Source organism: Pseudomonadota bacterium (genome assembly GCA_039033415.1).
In the GTDB taxonomy this organism is placed as follows: Bacteria; Pseudomonadota; Gammaproteobacteria; order Xanthomonadales; family SZUA-38; genus JANQOZ01.
This window is the reverse complement of record JBCCCR010000047.1, coordinates 1-14,550: the sequence shown is the minus strand read 5'-3', so window position 1 is coordinate 14,550 and position 14,550 is coordinate 1. Positions and strand designations below refer to the sequence as shown.

Sequence of the window (14,550 nt, the reverse complement as noted above, 5' to 3'; positions counted from 1 at the left end):
CCAGGAAAATTAAGACCGATTGCGGTGCGGACAGCGCGCCATCTTAGCCGATTTGATCAGCGAATTCGTCGAAGGATACGGGCCGAAACGGGGAAACAGAGAGCAATACACAAAACGCCCGAAACGACGCTCACAACGCTGAGCCCAAGCTTTGGCGCCATGGCGCCGAGAAGAAACGCGCCCAGCGCTGAGCCGCCGATGCCAAAAACCCCCCAGAAACTGCTGACCCGCCCCCGAAAGGCGTCGTCAACCTGCGTCTGGAGCAGACTCTGGACGGTAATGCCGAACGTGGAGAAGAAAAAGCCCAGGCACGCCGTCAACACCAGGCCCACCTCGAAGGATTGGTTCAGCGCAAACGCGATGACCACCAGCCCGGATACGGCCGCCGACAGCGGCGCAATCATCTTCAGCGGCCGACCGCCCCGCCGCGCCAGCCAAAGGCCCGCAACAATCGCTCCGGCGCCGCTGGCAGACGTCAGCCAGGCCAAGCCCACCGCGCCGCGACCAAAGACACCGTCCGCGAACGCGGGCAGCAGCTCCAGGACCCCGCGGCCGAAGATCGAGACCGTAATCGCCAGATACAGCATCGATCGAATCAGCTCGTGGTCCAGCGCGTAGCGCAGCCCCTCCAGCAGCTCATCGAGCACCTGGCGACGTTCACCGCCGGCTTCTCGACGCGTCAGCGGTTGAACCGCCAGCAGGGCCAGCAGCATAAAAAAGTAGCTGACGGCGTTGATGACAAAGGCCCAGGAAACGTTCCACGTCACGATAATCAGACCGGCGAACATCGGCCCCAGGAATCGCGAAGCGTTGAAGGCCAGGCTGTTGATCGCGATACCTCGTGCGAGGTGCTCCATCGCCAGCAGGTTGGCGACCAGCGACATGCGAATGGGTGAATACGCGCCGGCAGCAATGCCCTGCAGCAAAGACAGCGCCAGGATGACCCAGATGTCGAGCCAGCCGGCGAAGCTGGCCACTGTCATCACAGTGGCGATTGCGGTCAGCGTCAGATTCAGCACGATAGCGCAGTAGCGCCGATCGAGGCGGTCGGCCAGCACCCCGAAGAGCGGGCCGAGAAACACGACGGGGATGAACTGAGCGAAGGCGATCATGCCCACCCAAAACTCAGACTCCGTTTCCACCCAGGTGACCCAGCCGAGCGCGACCCGGTGGATCCACAGTCCATGCAGGTCGAGCACCTGAGCGCTCATGTAGATTTTCAGGTTGCGCAGGGAGCGCTGGCTGCTGTCGACTGCCTCGGTCGTAGCGGCGTTCACGACAGCCTCAGCCGATCGACCAGGCGTCGAACCTCCTCCCTCGCCGCGAGGTGCGAGAGTTGCGTCAGTCCTTCACCGGGGATCTCCGCCAGGTCCATCAGTGTCAGGCCACTGACAAACAGCTCGCGATAGATGACCCGCTCCGACAGGCCACGTTCAAAGCGAAACATCAGCCGTTTGCGCAGCGCATTCAAGACGCCCTCGACCCGCTCGTTGTTGCGCGAGTTCAGCTGCCCCACCCGATTCGGCGTAACGATCCAGTCCATCGGCGGCAGTTCGCTGGCGGAGCGAAACTTGCGGCTTTGCCACACCATCTCCGCATAGTGGCTGAGGCGGGTCACCTCAAACGTATCGGCTGAGACTTCGCCTAGAAGATCAAGATCGACAAAGCTGTCGTTCAGCGGCGTCACCAGCGTGTCGGCGAGCGCGTGAGCCAGCTGTGAGTAATGCGTGTGACCGCCCGGGCAGTCGATGACAAGATAGTCGGCGCCCGGCTTCAGCTGTTCGAGCGCCTGCTGCAGGTTCGCCTGTTCCTCTGCATCGGCATTGGCCTGAGACTCGCGGCGGTTGGAGGCCGGTGGGGCCAGCCAGGCCGGCTGTGGCAGGGTCAGGCCTCGACCGCTGGCATAGTTCTGTCGGTTTTCTAGAAAACGGGTCACGGAGCGCTGCCGGCTGTCGAGGTCAATCACGGCAACCGCATGGCCCTGGCGCAACAGCTGCACCACCACGTGCATGGCGAGGGTGGACTTTCCGGTGCCGCCCTTTTCATTTCCAAACACGATGGTGTGGGTCATAGTGAGCTCGTGCGCTCGCGCCCTGAGGCTTTGGTCCGCAGCCGGCTGATCGTCGGCGGCCGTCATGTCAGGCCAGCTGAGAAAAGACCTCGTTCAGCGGGCCCCGGTTCGATTCGGTTTGCTGCCTGGCGTACCCGATCCAGATCAGACCAGCGACCCGATATTCATCGGGGTGCAAACCGAGCGCCTCCAGCGTCCCGGGCTCTCGGGTGACGGCACCGCTGGTCCACTTGGTGCCAATGCCTGCGGTGTGCAGGTAGAGCATCAGGTTCTGCACCGCACAGCAGGTGGCGGCGTAGTCTTCCATGTCCAGCAGCGTGTCGTCGGAAATGCGGCTCGCCACCGCCAGCCATTCCGGCACCGCCTGAAGCCGCTCTCGTCTGGCGGCCCCCGCGGCGTCACCTTTGGTTTTCACCGCCAGCTCGACAGCCAGGTCGATGATGACCGAACGGGTCTGGGGGCCCAGGTGAAAAAACTTCCAGGGTTGGGTCAGCCGGTGATTGGGCGCCCAGCGTGCCACCTCAACCGCGTCGTGGATCAGTCCATGATCGACGGGCTTAGGCTCATAAAAGTTGACGGTCCGGCGGCTGCTCAGCAGCTCGCCGAAGCGCTGTAGTTCATCGGTCACCGATTGTTCCTGATGTAGCGCCGTGGCCGGCTTAGCTCTGGAACTCGGGCAGCGTGACCACCAGGCCGTCCATCTCCTCGGTCACCGTCAGCTGACAGCTCAGACGGCTGTTGTCCTCGCGGTCCACGGCAGCACAATCGAGCATGTCGTCCTCAAGATCTTCCTTCGGTGGAAGCTTGGAGACCCAGGCCGAGTCGACAAATACATGGCACGTCGCGCAGCTGAGGCAGCCGCCACAATCGGCGTCAATGCCGTCGATGTTGTTCTGCACGGCCCCTTCCATGACGCTCCAGCCCACCGGCACGTCTTGCTCTGTGCGGGTTCCGTCGTGGGCAACGTAGGTGATTTTTGGCATTGGCTTCCCGATTGGCGATGATCCAGCGGCCAAGTATTGTGGCGTCAGCGGCAAATTTCAACGCGTGCCGCGGCTTCTAGAGCCGCGGCGACCAACCTCTGCAGCCTTAGACCACCGCGGCCAGCGACGATTCGTCGTTGGCGGCACCGCGCTGGGCAATGACCGCCAGCGCGCCGATGCGATACGCCTCCGCCAGCGTCGGAAAATTGAATATATTTTCCACAAAAATGTCGACCGGCTGCTGAGACACCAGCGCCATCTGCGCCAAATGAATCAGCTCGGTGGCGCCCTCCCCGACAATCTGACAGCCGAGCAGGTACTTTCCTTCCGGATCGGAGACCATCTTAAGGAGCCCGTCCTGGATCCCGGCAATCTGTCCGCGGGCTACCTCAGCAAAATCCACCTTGGCAACCTTGACCGAGCCGTACTCCTTCCGAGCCTGTAGCTCGGTCAGGCCCACGCTGGCAATCTCGGGAATCGTGTAGATCCCAGACGGGATGGTATGGGCCGGAGCACCTGGAGGTAGTCCCAGCGCATGACGGACCGCGCGCCGTCCCTGATCCATGGAGCTTGAAGCCAACGCCGGCGCGCCGATCACGTCTCCAACCGCATAGATGTGCGGGACCTTCGTCTGACAGTTTTCATCCGCGTCGAGGATGCCGTACTGATTGACCTCGAGGCCGGCCGCCGCCAGTCCGAGCGAGTCAACGTTGGCCATCCGGCCGAGGGCAAACAGGGCCTTTTCGGCGCTGAGCTGCAGGCCATTGTCCATCCTGGCGACCACCTCACAGGCACCATCCCAGTAGATATCCGAAACTTTGGCGTTGCCCACAAAACGACCGCCGAATGCCTCGAACGAATCCTGGAATCTTGCGGACAGGTCGGGATCCAGAAATCCCAGCGGGCTGGCAAACCGATCTACCATCGTGACATTCACCCCGAGGAGCGCAAAGATCGACGCGTACTCGCAGGCGATAACGCCGCTTCCGAGGACCAGCATGGACTCGGGCAGGTAGCACATCGACAGGACTGAGTCGCTGTCCAGGATGTATTCATGATCCACCGGAATGTCGTCGGGCGATCTCGGTCTTGATCCGGTGGCGATCACCACGTGCTTGCCGGTGAGCGTATCGCTCGTGCCGTCGACCCGGGTCACCGCCACTTCATGTGGGTTTTTGAAGGTCGCACGACCATGAATGCAGGTAATCCCGTTACGACCCAGCTGGTCGGCGATCAGGTGATCATGGCTGTCGAGCACCTGCTGCAGGCGAGACATCAAATGATTCATCGGCGCGTGCTGTTCGACCTGCACCGTGACCGCCTGCTGACACTGACTCGCCCGAGCCAGCTGGAGCGCGTTTTCGCGCAGGGTCTTGCTGGGGATAGTGCCGCGGTAAACGCAGCTGCCGCCAACCTGACGGTCGCGCTCGATCAGGGCGACCCGGCACCCTTTCTTGGATGCCTGGATTGCGGCTTTCTGACCGGCGGGACCAGAGCCGATGATGACAAAATCGTAGGGCACATCACTCATTAGAACGACTCCAGGGCAAGCGCCAGCCGGGACCGCTGTTCGAGCAGGCCGGCCAGATCATCAGGGTAGATATTCAGCTCTTGAAAACACGCTTGAGGCATCAGCAGCGCCGCCGGGTCTTCGTCCTCTTCGCTGGAACTGTTCAGCAGCTCCACCGCCGCCCGAACCGCACAGGCCTCGTCGCGATAATTCTCCGCCGCCTCGAAATTGTCGTGGTAGGTGATACAGGTCTTTACCACCTCGGGCAGCTGCCAACGGTCGGCCAGGATGCCGCCGACCTGGATTGCATGGCGGCCGATCACCTCGCTGAGCGCATCGTCAAAGGCTGGCGCGTCGTCCATGCCCGAAATGATCTTCAGCGTCATCGGCTGACCGACGTTGTGCAGCATGCCGCAGAGGTAGGCGGTCTCGACATTCTTCCGCCGCAGCCGCGCCAGCTCCTTGGCCCAGAGAGCCGCGCCGATGCCGGTGCGCCAGTAGCGCTCCATCGGCTCCATGTAGCGATCGTCGGAAAACACGGTGGCCTTGAAGGCCGCCCCCAGCACAATTTCGCACAGGGACTTCAGCCCCAGCCGCATGATGGCCTGGCGCAGCGTGACAATCTCCTGGCGGGGGCTGTAGGCGACAGAGTTGGCGACACGAAGCACGCCGGTGGCGAGCTTCTGATCGGTTTCAATCATGCCGGCGACCTTGCCAATATCGGCGTCAGCGTCGCTGGCGAGGTGGAATACCTGCATGGCCGAGGTCGGCAGCAGGGGTAGCTCCAGCTCGCCCGATTCAATCTCTGCGGTGATTGCCGCGGAAAGGGCGTCGAAAAATTCCTGCGGGGGTCCCGCCGGCGGTTCGGTTGCTTGGGCTGCTTCTAGCATTACGCTGCCTCCCTGGTTGCCTCGCTGGCGGCGTCCTCTACCACAATCTGGAGCTCGGCCAGCACGATGTCGTTGACGTTGAGCACCTGGGCCTCGCGGGTGGTCTCGAGGCTGATGCTGGGATCCGGATAGTCGCTGATGCCCTCTTTGGCGCAGGCTTTGTCCACCAGCCTGACGATGCTGAGCACGACGTTGCCCTCGTCGAAGGAGCTGGACTCCTGTTGGGCAACAACGTCCTGGAAGCTTTCGGGCAGGTTCCACAGCTCCAGCAACTTGGCCCCATGGTCTGGGTAAAGCTGCTTGAGCGTGACGTCGACCACGTGCTCAGAGATTTCGACGCCAGCAGACTCGTCCTCCACCAGGCTTTCGATAATGGCCAGAAGCGACACCTTGCCGACGTCGTGGAGCAGACCGCCGACATAGGCCTCGTCAGCAAGACTTAGGTAGCCAGCCTTTCGGGCGACCCATCGAGACCCCATCGCAACGGCACAGGTATGGGCCCAGAGCGTTTCGAGGCGCGACTTAAAGACGCCGTTCGACTGACTGTAGAGACGCTTCTGAGCGGCCGCCAGCGCCAGCGCCGCAACCTGTTTTGCCCCAACCCGCACCATTGCCTCACGCAGGGTTGTTACGGCACCAAGGCCGGAGAAGAACGACGAATTGGCGGTTCGCAATGCCTCGGCGACAAGCACCGGGTCCTCCTCCATCAGCTGGCATATCTGGTCGGCGCTCAGGTCGTCCTTGCGAACGGCCCGGTATACCTTGACGGCAACGTCGTCGAATACCGGCAGCTCGACTTCTCCGGAAGCGAGCTTGGCGTTGATCATATCTACGAGGGAGGCGGCCTGGGTCATTGCAAATTTCCTGTCAGTCTTTTGAGTTCCATGAGGGGTCGAGGTGAGCTGAGCCGCGGTAGCGTCCGGCGCACCTCTTCAAGCGTCGTGAGTCCACGGGCGGCCTTTTCGAGCCCGTCTTCAAGCAGTGTGACCAGCCCGGAGGTTTCGACACTGATCTGGCGAATCTGGGCTGAGGTCCGGCGCGCGATGATGGCGTCACGCACAGCCTCGGTCAGCACCAGGATTTCGAAGACCGCAACCCGTCCGCGGTAGCCGGTGTAATGGCACGACTCACAGCCGGCGCCAGCGCGGAAGTCGCCACCCTCAGCGTCTTTGGCGGACCAGCCGATCAGCTGCAGATCGCGAGACTCCGGTTCGACCGGCGTTGAACAGTCGGGGCAATTTCGTCGAATCAGCCGCTGCGCGACGACACAAACCACGGTCGAGGAAATAAGAAACGCCTCGATATCCATATTCAGCAGGCGCAGCAGCCCGCCGATGCTGTCTTCCGTGTGGAAGGTGGTCAGCACCTTGTGGCCGGTCAGGGCGGCCTGGATGGCGCTCTCAGCGGAAAAGGCGTCGCGGATCTCGCCCAGCACAATCACGTCCGGATCCTGCCGCACCATGTGTCTGAGAGACTCCTCGAAGGTCAGTCCGAGCTTGTTGTTGAGTGAGCACTGGGAAATCCCGTCCACCACGTATTCCACCGGATCCTCAGCCGTGATGATGCTGGTGGTTTCGTTATTCAGATGGTTGACGCAGCTATAGAGCGTGGTCGTTTTGCCCGATCCGGTCGGTCCGGTCACGATGATGACGCCGCTCGGCGTATCCAGACCCTGGTACTTGAACCGCTCCTGCATCGCCGGCGACATGCCGAGCTGCGACATGTCCAGTACGGTGTTGTTGTTGTTCAGCACCCGCAGCACCACCGCCTCGCCGTGGACGGTGACATAAAACGATGCGCGCATATCGAATACGGCGCCCGACTTGGGATCTTCAAACAGGACGCGGCCGTCCTGGTGGCGGCGGCGCTCGGAAATGTCGGCTTCGGCCAATACCTTCAGCCGGGACACGACGGCCGGTAGCTTATCGTGGCCAAAATCAGCGTGTTCACGCAGCACGCCGTCGATGCGGAAACGCACCCGGACGCGATCCTTTAGCGGTTCGATATGCAGGTCACTGGCGCCGCGAGCCACCGCCGACTGGATCATGGAATCGACCAATCCCTGGGGGCTGGATTTGTCGATCTCGTGGGCCATGACCGACTGCCGGCTGCGCCGCCGACCCAGTGCGGCAGCAGCGTTGCGGATGGCGCTCTGCGTGGTCACCGCCGGCAGGATCGGATGCTGAAACAGCTGACCGGCCGCCGTCTGTGAAGACTCGCTCAGCGGATCTGAGAACGCGACCAACAGTTGATCGTCAACCTCCTTGATCGGAAACAGCCCGTGTTGGATTGCTTTCTCCGCGGAGATTTTTTCCACCCAGATGTCGTCGCAATCCGAGACATTGAGCTCAACAAAATCCATACCCACCTGACTGGCCAGAATCCGGGCCAGGTCTTTTTCTTTGATGACCCGCTTCTTGACCAGGATCTCGCCCAGCTTTTCGCCCTTGGACGACGATTTCTGGATCTTCAGCGCCACGCGAAGTTCAGCGCGTGAGATGTAGCCCATCTCCATGAGGAGGTCGCCCAGCGGCAGCTCGAAGCGGTGGTTTTTGCAGACGTCGCAAATCTGCTCCTCGTTCACCACCCCCATCTGCTTGAGGACCGCCAGCACGGTGGATTCACGCCCGAGCTTGGCGACGACACGCTGACCTTTTTCGAGGTCCTTCTGCGTGATGATGCCGTCGGCGACGAGCAGTTTGGCCAGCGCATCTTCGCCGTCGTTACTCGCCGGCTGGGCGGGAATTTTTTCTTTTTCAGCCGGGCCTTCGGCGGCGACCGGGGCCTGAGTGGGAGGCTTGACTGCAGTGCTGTTGGACATGACTTGCCGTTTGACTCTTGTGATCTAGCCAAACTATCGGCCGCCACCAGGCAAACTGTAGGGGTTTCAGGGCGTAATCAAAGAGGCGGGCGACCTCAGCCGGGCTGGCGACCTCCAAGGGCCAGCAGAGCGCCGCCCGCGAGCAGACCCGCGGCGCCCATCAAGACGCAAAGCGGTACCACCGACTGATTGTAGGTGGCGGCCATCAGCACCGACGCGGTGGCCCCGGCAGCCGACTGACTGGTCCCCAAAATGGCGGCCGCAAAACCCGCAGAACGCGGCTGCGGATCGAGCACCAGCGCGGTCACCACCGGCATGAGCAGACCAAAGCCCAGCGCGTAGAACATCGCCAGACCCCACACCAGGGCCAGCGGCGGTGTTCCGAGCGAGATAGCGAGCAGCTGCCCAACCGATGCGAGCGCCAGCAGGCCTACGGCGAGGCGTTCCTGTCGCCGCAGGCCGAGCGATCGCACGATGCGGCGACTGATTTGAGAAGCCGCTACCAGCATCAGGGGAATCAGCGCAATCGCCGGACCGAGCATCCACTGGGGCAGCGCGTAGACGTCGTTGGCCACGCCCGCTGCCGCGGTCATGAATCCGAAGAGGCCGCTGAAGGCCGCCGCGTTGACCAGCACACCCCGCACACTCTGGCGGTTGCTGACAAAAGAGCGAACGCTCACCCCCAGCTGACGCCAGGGTGACGGTTGCCGGGGACGGCGCCCAGCCGCAGGCACCACGCTGCGCACCGGCAGCAGACACACAATGCCGTACGCGGCCATCACCAGGAACGCCGAACGCCAGCCGAAATGGGCGCCGAAAAATCCACCGACCAGGGGCGCCGCCACGGTTGCCGTCGCCATGACCGTGGTCACCGACGACATCAGCGCGCCTGCGTCGACCCCGCTGGCCACGTCTCGAACGATCGCTCGGGCGCTGACGGCCAAACCGGCGAGCGACAGTCCCTGGATCGCTCGCAAGGCCAGCAAGGAGCTGAAGTCGGAGAGCGCCATGGCAGCTAAAGAGGTGAGCGAAAACACCGATAGCGCGCTGTAGAGCACGAGCCGGCGACCGTAGCGGTCCGAAGCGATGCCGGCGGGAATCTGGCCGAGGGAAAAGCCCAGCATACCCAGCGTCAGCGCGAGCTGGCTCTGGCCGGCGCTGATGCCGAACTCGCCCGCCAGCAGCGGCAGGACCGGCGCCAGGGAATCGATCCCGAATGACGCAGCGCCCATACAGCCACCCAGCACCAGGGCAAACTTGAGGTGGCTCATGGGTGTATCAGGTTAAACCATGCTTCTCCCAGCATGGTGCGCGATCGGCCTCACCAAGGCAACGCCGACCGTCAGCGGCTGACGGTCGCTGCGGTCGGGGCTGGACCCATCAGCGCACGTCGGAGGTCAGCTTGGGGCGCGTTGTCATCCAGCGTGAGTCCGCCGTCCGCGTCCACCTCGATACCCAGCTGCTGATAGAGCTTGGTCAGATCGGGAATGCCCGGGCTCTTGGCGTGCTGCCGGTATAAAGCCATCCAAACCTTGTGCTCGGAAAGTTCATCCAGGCGCGCGAAGAAGCGCTCCGCATCCCAGGTCTCTGCTGACGGCAGACAGCAGTCCGCCATTCGCCCCAACACAACCTCCAGGCTTTCCTCACCTCCGCTGAGCTGTCGCTGGCGCACATCGCCGAGCAGCGCCAGAGCCGAGCCGCTCCAGTACACCATCATGCGAGGTTTGCGCCCCCGCCCCGAGGTGGCCACGGGGCTCATCAGCGGTCGGACGGCCCGCGCCCGCTCGATGCCTGCGTGCAGCTTAATCCAGCCTTTGAGCTCGGTGTAATAGCCACTCCGGCCCATCAGAACGTTCTGGTAGTAGCTCGCAAATCCCTCAGACACCCAGCGGTCTTTAACGTACGGCAGGAGAAGATGCGCAAACTCGTGGGTGGCCGTCCAATCACCCAGTAGATCGTCGAGCGACCGGTCCGGGTCAACAAAAAACTGGACCGCCTCGCCGCCGTCGCGGATAACCCGCCCGAACGGCACCGGCGAGCTGCGGCTCCCGCGCACCGGGACCACCAGCACCTGCGGGTTGGGGTTGGGAAAACGGCCGTGCGCAAGGGCTACGCCGCTGGCTGCCTGCTTCAGCCAGGCGCTGATCTTGTCAACGTCCATCGGGCCAACGTCGTCACGCAGGAAGCTGGCGCGCAGCAGCGCGCCGGGCACGGCGATCTCCCGCTGCTCAAAAGTCCCCAAGGCCAGCAGCGCCTTCGAGCTCGCCGGGGACGCGGTCAGGCGATAGGTACCGGGGCTGTCGCCGGCGGGCCAGGGAACCGAAAGTATGACGCCTGGCGGCAGGTCGATCGTTAGCTCCAGCTCACTGTCGGCGGAGACTCTCGGTCGGAACAGCCAGTCCGACGGCTTGATCAGCAGATTCGAAGGCGCGAGTCTGACCCAGCTGCGGCGCTCGCTCGCATCAGCGCCGGCCAGGTCGAATCGATACGTCACACACGAGACGCTGGACGGCAGCTCGATATTGCGCCCTGCCCGCTTCAGCGGTTGGCCTGCGCAGCTTTTGACACCGCTGACAAACTCTGCCGTGCTGCTATTGCGTGACCGGATTGTCCTCATGCGGCTCGCCAGCTCGGCTCGCACGGCCAGCGTCTTGAGGTCTTCGCTGATCGTCAGGTGATAACGGTGCACCTGCAACGGATCGGCCGCCGCCGGGCCAGCGCACAGGCCCAGGACCAGCAGGATCGGACCGACAGCCCATGCTGATTTGCGACGAACGAATGGCCAAATGCTTTCCAACACAAAGATGTGACCGCGATAGTGCCCCGTTGATTCCATAACGGCCGTTTCCTGCGCTCCCGCAAGCCATGGGTCCAGAAAGTTCAGCGTGACACCTCAACCCGATTTCGCCCACCTTTTTTGGCGCGATAAAGCGCTTTATCGGCTGCCGCCACCACGGTCTGCGCGTCGCCCGCGTGCTTGCTGCTGTGAGCCAAGCCGATGCTCACGGTGGCTTTTACGCTAGGCACCTTCTGGCGGTAGGCCGATTTCTTCAGGGGCTTACGCTGTGGGCGGCCCACGCCGCGCATCGCTACCGGTCGGCTAGAGATTTCCTCGCGAATTTTTTCGCAGCGTTTCTTCGCCTCCACCAACGACCGCCCACGAAACACCAGGCAGAACTCTTCTCCACCATATCGGTAGGGCTGACAAAGCCGCAGCCGGCGTACCCGCGCCGCGACCATCCTCAAGACCTGATCGCCAAAATCGTGTCCGAAGCGATCGTTGACCTTCTTAAAGTGATCGATATCCAGCATCGCTATCGCAAAGTTGCCAGACAGCGTTTTCATGGCGTTGTCCAGCGCGCGACGGTTTTTGAGTCGGGTCAACGGGTCGACAAACGCCATGTCGTGGGACGCCAACAGCACGCCGAGCATCATGCAGGCGCAGGCGGCGAGAAAGCAGGGATAGATCAGCGCCGGTCGCAGGCTTGCCATCAGCATGGCGCAGCTCAGCAGAAACAGAAACAGCTCCGACGAGCTGTGGCTCTTCTGCCACCGAACAAAAAAGGCCAGGCACGCCACGGTCAGCAGCTTGGGTTCGAGCGGCAGCAGATAGGGATGCGCACCCGCTGGGAGCCAGCTCACCAGCCACTGGTTGAGGGTCAGCCGGCGGGCTAGATCGTCAGCGTCGATCATCAGCGGAATGACCTGCTGCAGGGCCAGCAGGACGAGGATCGCCACGATCGCACGGGAAAAGAGCGGAATTCGGGGCAGCAGAGCCAGCGCCAGCAGGTTCCAGGGCAGCCAGCCGTTGACCACCTGGACCACATCGTGCTCGATGCCGAAGTTCAGGCCGGTGGACAGCGGGCCCGCGCCCAGACCCAGCGCCAGCCACAGCAGGATCAGCCAGCCGAGCGCGAAGCGATAGCGCTGGAAGGAGGCGGCATAGCCAAGGCCCGCCAGTGACAGCATCACGGCCAGCAGCGACTGTTGCAGACTGAAGGCGGTACTCAAGAAGTTCCCTTAAGTGGCGGCTAACCTATTGTAATCACGCAGAACTGGGCGTTTCGACGGCCATGACGATTGACCCAGCACAGCGCGGGCAGCGACGTTATAATACGCCACCTCAATTCGTTGCAATTGTTGCTTTAGTTCAGATTTCAGGAGGACCCCAGATGCAGGTAACAAGTAAGTCTCTACGCGTCGTGACAACGATGGCAGCGCTGATGCTGCTCACCACGTCAGCGATCGCAAAACAGTACACGGTGGAAGATTTCTTCAAAAACGCCCAGTACTCTCAGATGTCCGTCTCTCCAAACGGCAAATACCTAGCTGCCCTGGCGCCGGCCAATAATCGGCGCAACCTGGCTATCATCGACCTCAAAGATCGATCCAAGTCCAAGTTCATCACGGCCTTGGAAGACCAGGACGTTGCCGGCTACACCTGGGTTTCCAACGATCGAATCATCTTCGGCGTGGATGCAGACGGCATCGAGGCCATCTCGATGTACGCCGTCGACCGCAAAGGCGGCCGGATCACGACGCTGGTCAATCCCCTGGAAGCCAACTCCGCCGGGCCCGGTGGAATTCCGTCGCCGACCCTGCTCGACACCCTCGAAGACGACAAGAAGCACATACTGATCTCTTATGACCAGCGCCGCGTGGGTGTGCCTGACGTTTACAAGATGAACGTCCGCAACGGCGGCATGAAAATGGTCGAGCGCAACCCGGGTACGGTCGCGGGCTGGGTCACGGATCACGACGGCAAAATCCGAGGCGCAGTCGCCCAGGACAAGCTGTTCCAGGAAGCCTGGTATCGCAAAGACGAAGACTCCGAGTGGGAAGTGGTTGCGCGCTTCGAGTGGAACGATCGCAACGCCTTTACGCCGCTGGGTTTCGACTACGACAACCGCAACTGGTTCGTGAGCTCGCAGAAAGACCATGACACTGCGGCGATCTACCGCTTCGATCCAGAAACCAAAACCTACGGCGACATGGTTTTCCACAACGAGACCGTCGACGCTGGTGGCCTGATTTTCTCTGACGTCCAGGAGAAGGTGGTTGCCGCAACCTACTATGATTCCAAGCCCCGCTGGGAAGGCCTGGACGACAGCTACACCCAGATGCGCGAATCGCTCGACAAGGCGTTTCCTGATCTGGTTGTCTCGCTGACGAGCGCTAACAAAGACGAAGATCTGTTTGTAGTCTCCGCGAGCAGCGACAAAGATCCGGGTAGCTATTACCTGTACGACCGTAAGTCACAGAAGCTGGAGTTCCTGGCTGAGCCCCGCTCCTGGATCGAGCCGGACGACATGGCCCCGATGAAGGCCATCACCTATACCACGCGGGACGGCATGACCATCCACGGCTATCTGACGCTGCCGACCAATGGTGAAACCGAAGACCTGCCGCTTATCGTCAATCCGCACGGCGGCCCCTGGGCGCGCGACTTCTGGGGCTTCAACTCTGAGCACCAGTTCCTGGCCAACCGCGGCTATGCGGTGCTGCAGATGAACTTCCGTGGCTCCACCGGCTACGGTCGCAAGCACCTCGAGTCGTCCTACCGTCAGTGGGGTCGCACGATGCAGGACGACATCACCGACGCGGTGAACTGGGCGGTTGAGGAAGGCATCGCCAACTCCGACCGCATCTGCATCTACGGCGGCAGCTACGGTGGTTACGCCACCATGGCCGGTGTAACCACCACGCCGGACCTCTATAAGTGTGGCGTCAACTACGTGGGTGTGGTCGACATCGGTCTGCTGTTCGACACCATGCCAAAGGCCTGGAATCTCGGCAAAGAGCAAATGAAGCAGCAGGTTGGCGATCCGGAGAAGGACGCTGAAATGCTGGCTGAGGCCTCGCCGATCAATCACGTGGACAAGATCAAGGCGCCGATCTTCATCGTGCACGGTCGCAAGGACCCGCGCGTTAAGTACGAGCATGCCACCCGTCTGCGTAAGGAGATGGAGAAGCACGACAAGCCGTACGAGTGGATGGTGAAAGACAACGAAGGACACGGATTCAGCAAAGAGGAAAACCGCATCGAGCTGTACACGGCGATGGAGAAGTTCTTCAAAAAGCACATCGGCGCCGGCCCCTAGCCCAACGCTGCGGGCGTGCGAACGCCCGCGATGCCGAAATCGCCGGCCTTACGCCGGCAAACAAAAAACCTCCGGCTGGCCCGGAGGTTTTTTTTGCGCGGAACAAAAAGCCGAGCGGTCGCCAGACCCAGGTTCGTACGCGATGGTGGCATAATGCTCGCCTTTCCGCGGGAC

The 14,550-nt window shown here is 62.0% G+C and carries 12 protein-coding genes; 1 reads left to right on the top strand and 11 read right to left on the bottom strand.

All coding sequences use genetic code 11. The features are described 5' to 3' along the window. Window positions 1-56: 56 nt before the first annotated feature. From AAF358_25480 to AAF358_25430, 11 genes are all read right to left on the bottom strand, one after another. Window positions 57-1,277: an MFS transporter gene (locus tag AAF358_25480; GenBank protein ID MEM7708926.1), complete on the bottom strand. Its 1,221-nt coding sequence runs from the start codon at window positions 1,275-1,277 to the stop codon at window positions 57-59. Beyond that, complete coding sequence (locus tag AAF358_25475; GenBank protein ID MEM7708925.1) at window positions 1,274-2,137, bottom strand: division plane positioning ATPase MipZ; 864 nt, start codon at window positions 2,135-2,137, stop codon at window positions 1,274-1,276. The genes AAF358_25480 and AAF358_25475 overlap by 4 nt, the downstream gene beginning before the upstream one ends. Before the next feature lies 1 nt (window position 2,138). Further along, the gene (locus tag AAF358_25470; GenBank protein ID MEM7708924.1) at window positions 2,139-2,699 is read right to left on the bottom strand and encodes a nitroreductase; all 561 of its coding nucleotides are present in this window, start codon (window positions 2,697-2,699) and stop codon (window positions 2,139-2,141) included. 31 nt (window positions 2,700-2,730) lie between these two features. Continuing rightward, the gene (locus AAF358_25465) at window positions 2,731-3,054 is read right to left on the bottom strand and encodes a 2Fe-2S iron-sulfur cluster-binding protein (protein MEM7708923.1); all 324 of its coding nucleotides are present in this window, start codon (window positions 3,052-3,054) and stop codon (window positions 2,731-2,733) included. A 106-nt stretch (window positions 3,055-3,160) separates the two neighbouring features. Next, the gene (sthA, locus tag AAF358_25460) at window positions 3,161-4,585 is read right to left on the bottom strand and encodes a Si-specific NAD(P)(+) transhydrogenase (protein ID MEM7708922.1); all 1,425 of its coding nucleotides are present in this window, start codon (window positions 4,583-4,585) and stop codon (window positions 3,161-3,163) included. Then, window positions 4,585-5,454 (bottom strand): HDOD domain-containing protein, encoded by an 870-nt coding sequence (locus AAF358_25455; GenBank protein MEM7708921.1) that lies wholly within the window; start codon window positions 5,452-5,454, stop codon window positions 4,585-4,587. The genes sthA and AAF358_25455 overlap by 1 nt, the downstream gene beginning before the upstream one ends. Next, the gene (locus AAF358_25450) at window positions 5,454-6,308 is read right to left on the bottom strand and encodes an HDOD domain-containing protein (protein ID MEM7708920.1); all 855 of its coding nucleotides are present in this window, start codon (window positions 6,306-6,308) and stop codon (window positions 5,454-5,456) included. The genes AAF358_25455 and AAF358_25450 overlap by 1 nt, the downstream gene beginning before the upstream one ends. Next, entirely contained in the window at window positions 6,305-8,275 is a 1,971-nt protein-coding gene (locus tag AAF358_25445) for an ATPase, T2SS/T4P/T4SS family (protein MEM7708919.1), read from the bottom strand. Before AAF358_25445 ends, AAF358_25450 begins: the two co-directional genes overlap by 4 nt. A 95-nt stretch (window positions 8,276-8,370) precedes the next feature. Then, on the bottom strand, window positions 8,371-9,546 hold the full coding sequence (locus AAF358_25440) for an MFS transporter (GenBank protein ID MEM7708918.1): 1,176 nt from the start codon (window positions 9,544-9,546) through the stop codon (window positions 8,371-8,373). Window positions 9,547-9,617: 71 nt separating this feature from the next. Further along, window positions 9,618-11,111, bottom strand: coding sequence for a hypothetical protein (locus AAF358_25435; protein ID MEM7708917.1), 1,494 nt, complete (start codon window positions 11,109-11,111; stop codon window positions 9,618-9,620). Between the two features lie 44 nt (window positions 11,112-11,155). Next, on the bottom strand, window positions 11,156-12,286 hold the full coding sequence (locus AAF358_25430) for a GGDEF domain-containing protein (protein MEM7708916.1): 1,131 nt from the start codon (window positions 12,284-12,286) through the stop codon (window positions 11,156-11,158). Between the two features lie 161 nt (window positions 12,287-12,447). Between AAF358_25430 and AAF358_25425 the strand changes: the two genes are divergently transcribed. Continuing rightward, window positions 12,448-14,376, top strand: a complete 1,929-nt coding sequence (locus AAF358_25425; GenBank protein ID MEM7708915.1) for a S9 family peptidase — start codon at window positions 12,448-12,450, stop codon at window positions 14,374-14,376. The last annotated feature ends 174 nt before the right edge of the window (window positions 14,377-14,550 follow it).

Excerpts from the sequence above, each read along its gene's own strand:
- AAF358_25475 (MEM7708925.1), bottom strand. The coding sequence starts at position 2,137 with ATGACGGCCGCCGACGATCAGCCGGCTGCGGACCAAAGCCTCAGGGCG.
- AAF358_25465 (MEM7708923.1), bottom strand. The coding sequence starts at position 3,054 with ATGCCAAAAATCACCTACGTTGCCCACGACGGAACCCGCACAGAGCAA.
- sthA (MEM7708922.1), bottom strand. The coding sequence starts at position 4,585 with ATGAGTGATGTGCCCTACGATTTTGTCATCATCGGCTCTGGTCCCGCC.
- AAF358_25455 (MEM7708921.1), bottom strand. The coding sequence starts at position 5,454 with ATGCTAGAAGCAGCCCAAGCAACCGAACCGCCGGCGGGACCCCCGCAG.
- AAF358_25450 (MEM7708920.1), bottom strand. The coding sequence starts at position 6,308 with ATGACCCAGGCCGCCTCCCTCGTAGATATGATCAACGCCAAGCTCGCT.
- AAF358_25445 (MEM7708919.1), bottom strand. The coding sequence starts at position 8,275 with ATGTCCAACAGCACTGCAGTCAAGCCTCCCACTCAGGCCCCGGTCGCC.
- AAF358_25440 (MEM7708918.1), bottom strand. The coding sequence starts at position 9,546 with ATGAGCCACCTCAAGTTTGCCCTGGTGCTGGGTGGCTGTATGGGCGCT.
- AAF358_25435 (MEM7708917.1), bottom strand. The coding sequence starts at position 11,111 with ATGGAATCAACGGGGCACTATCGCGGTCACATCTTTGTGTTGGAAAGC.
- AAF358_25425 (MEM7708915.1), top strand. The coding sequence starts at position 12,448 with ATGCAGGTAACAAGTAAGTCTCTACGCGTCGTGACAACGATGGCAGCG.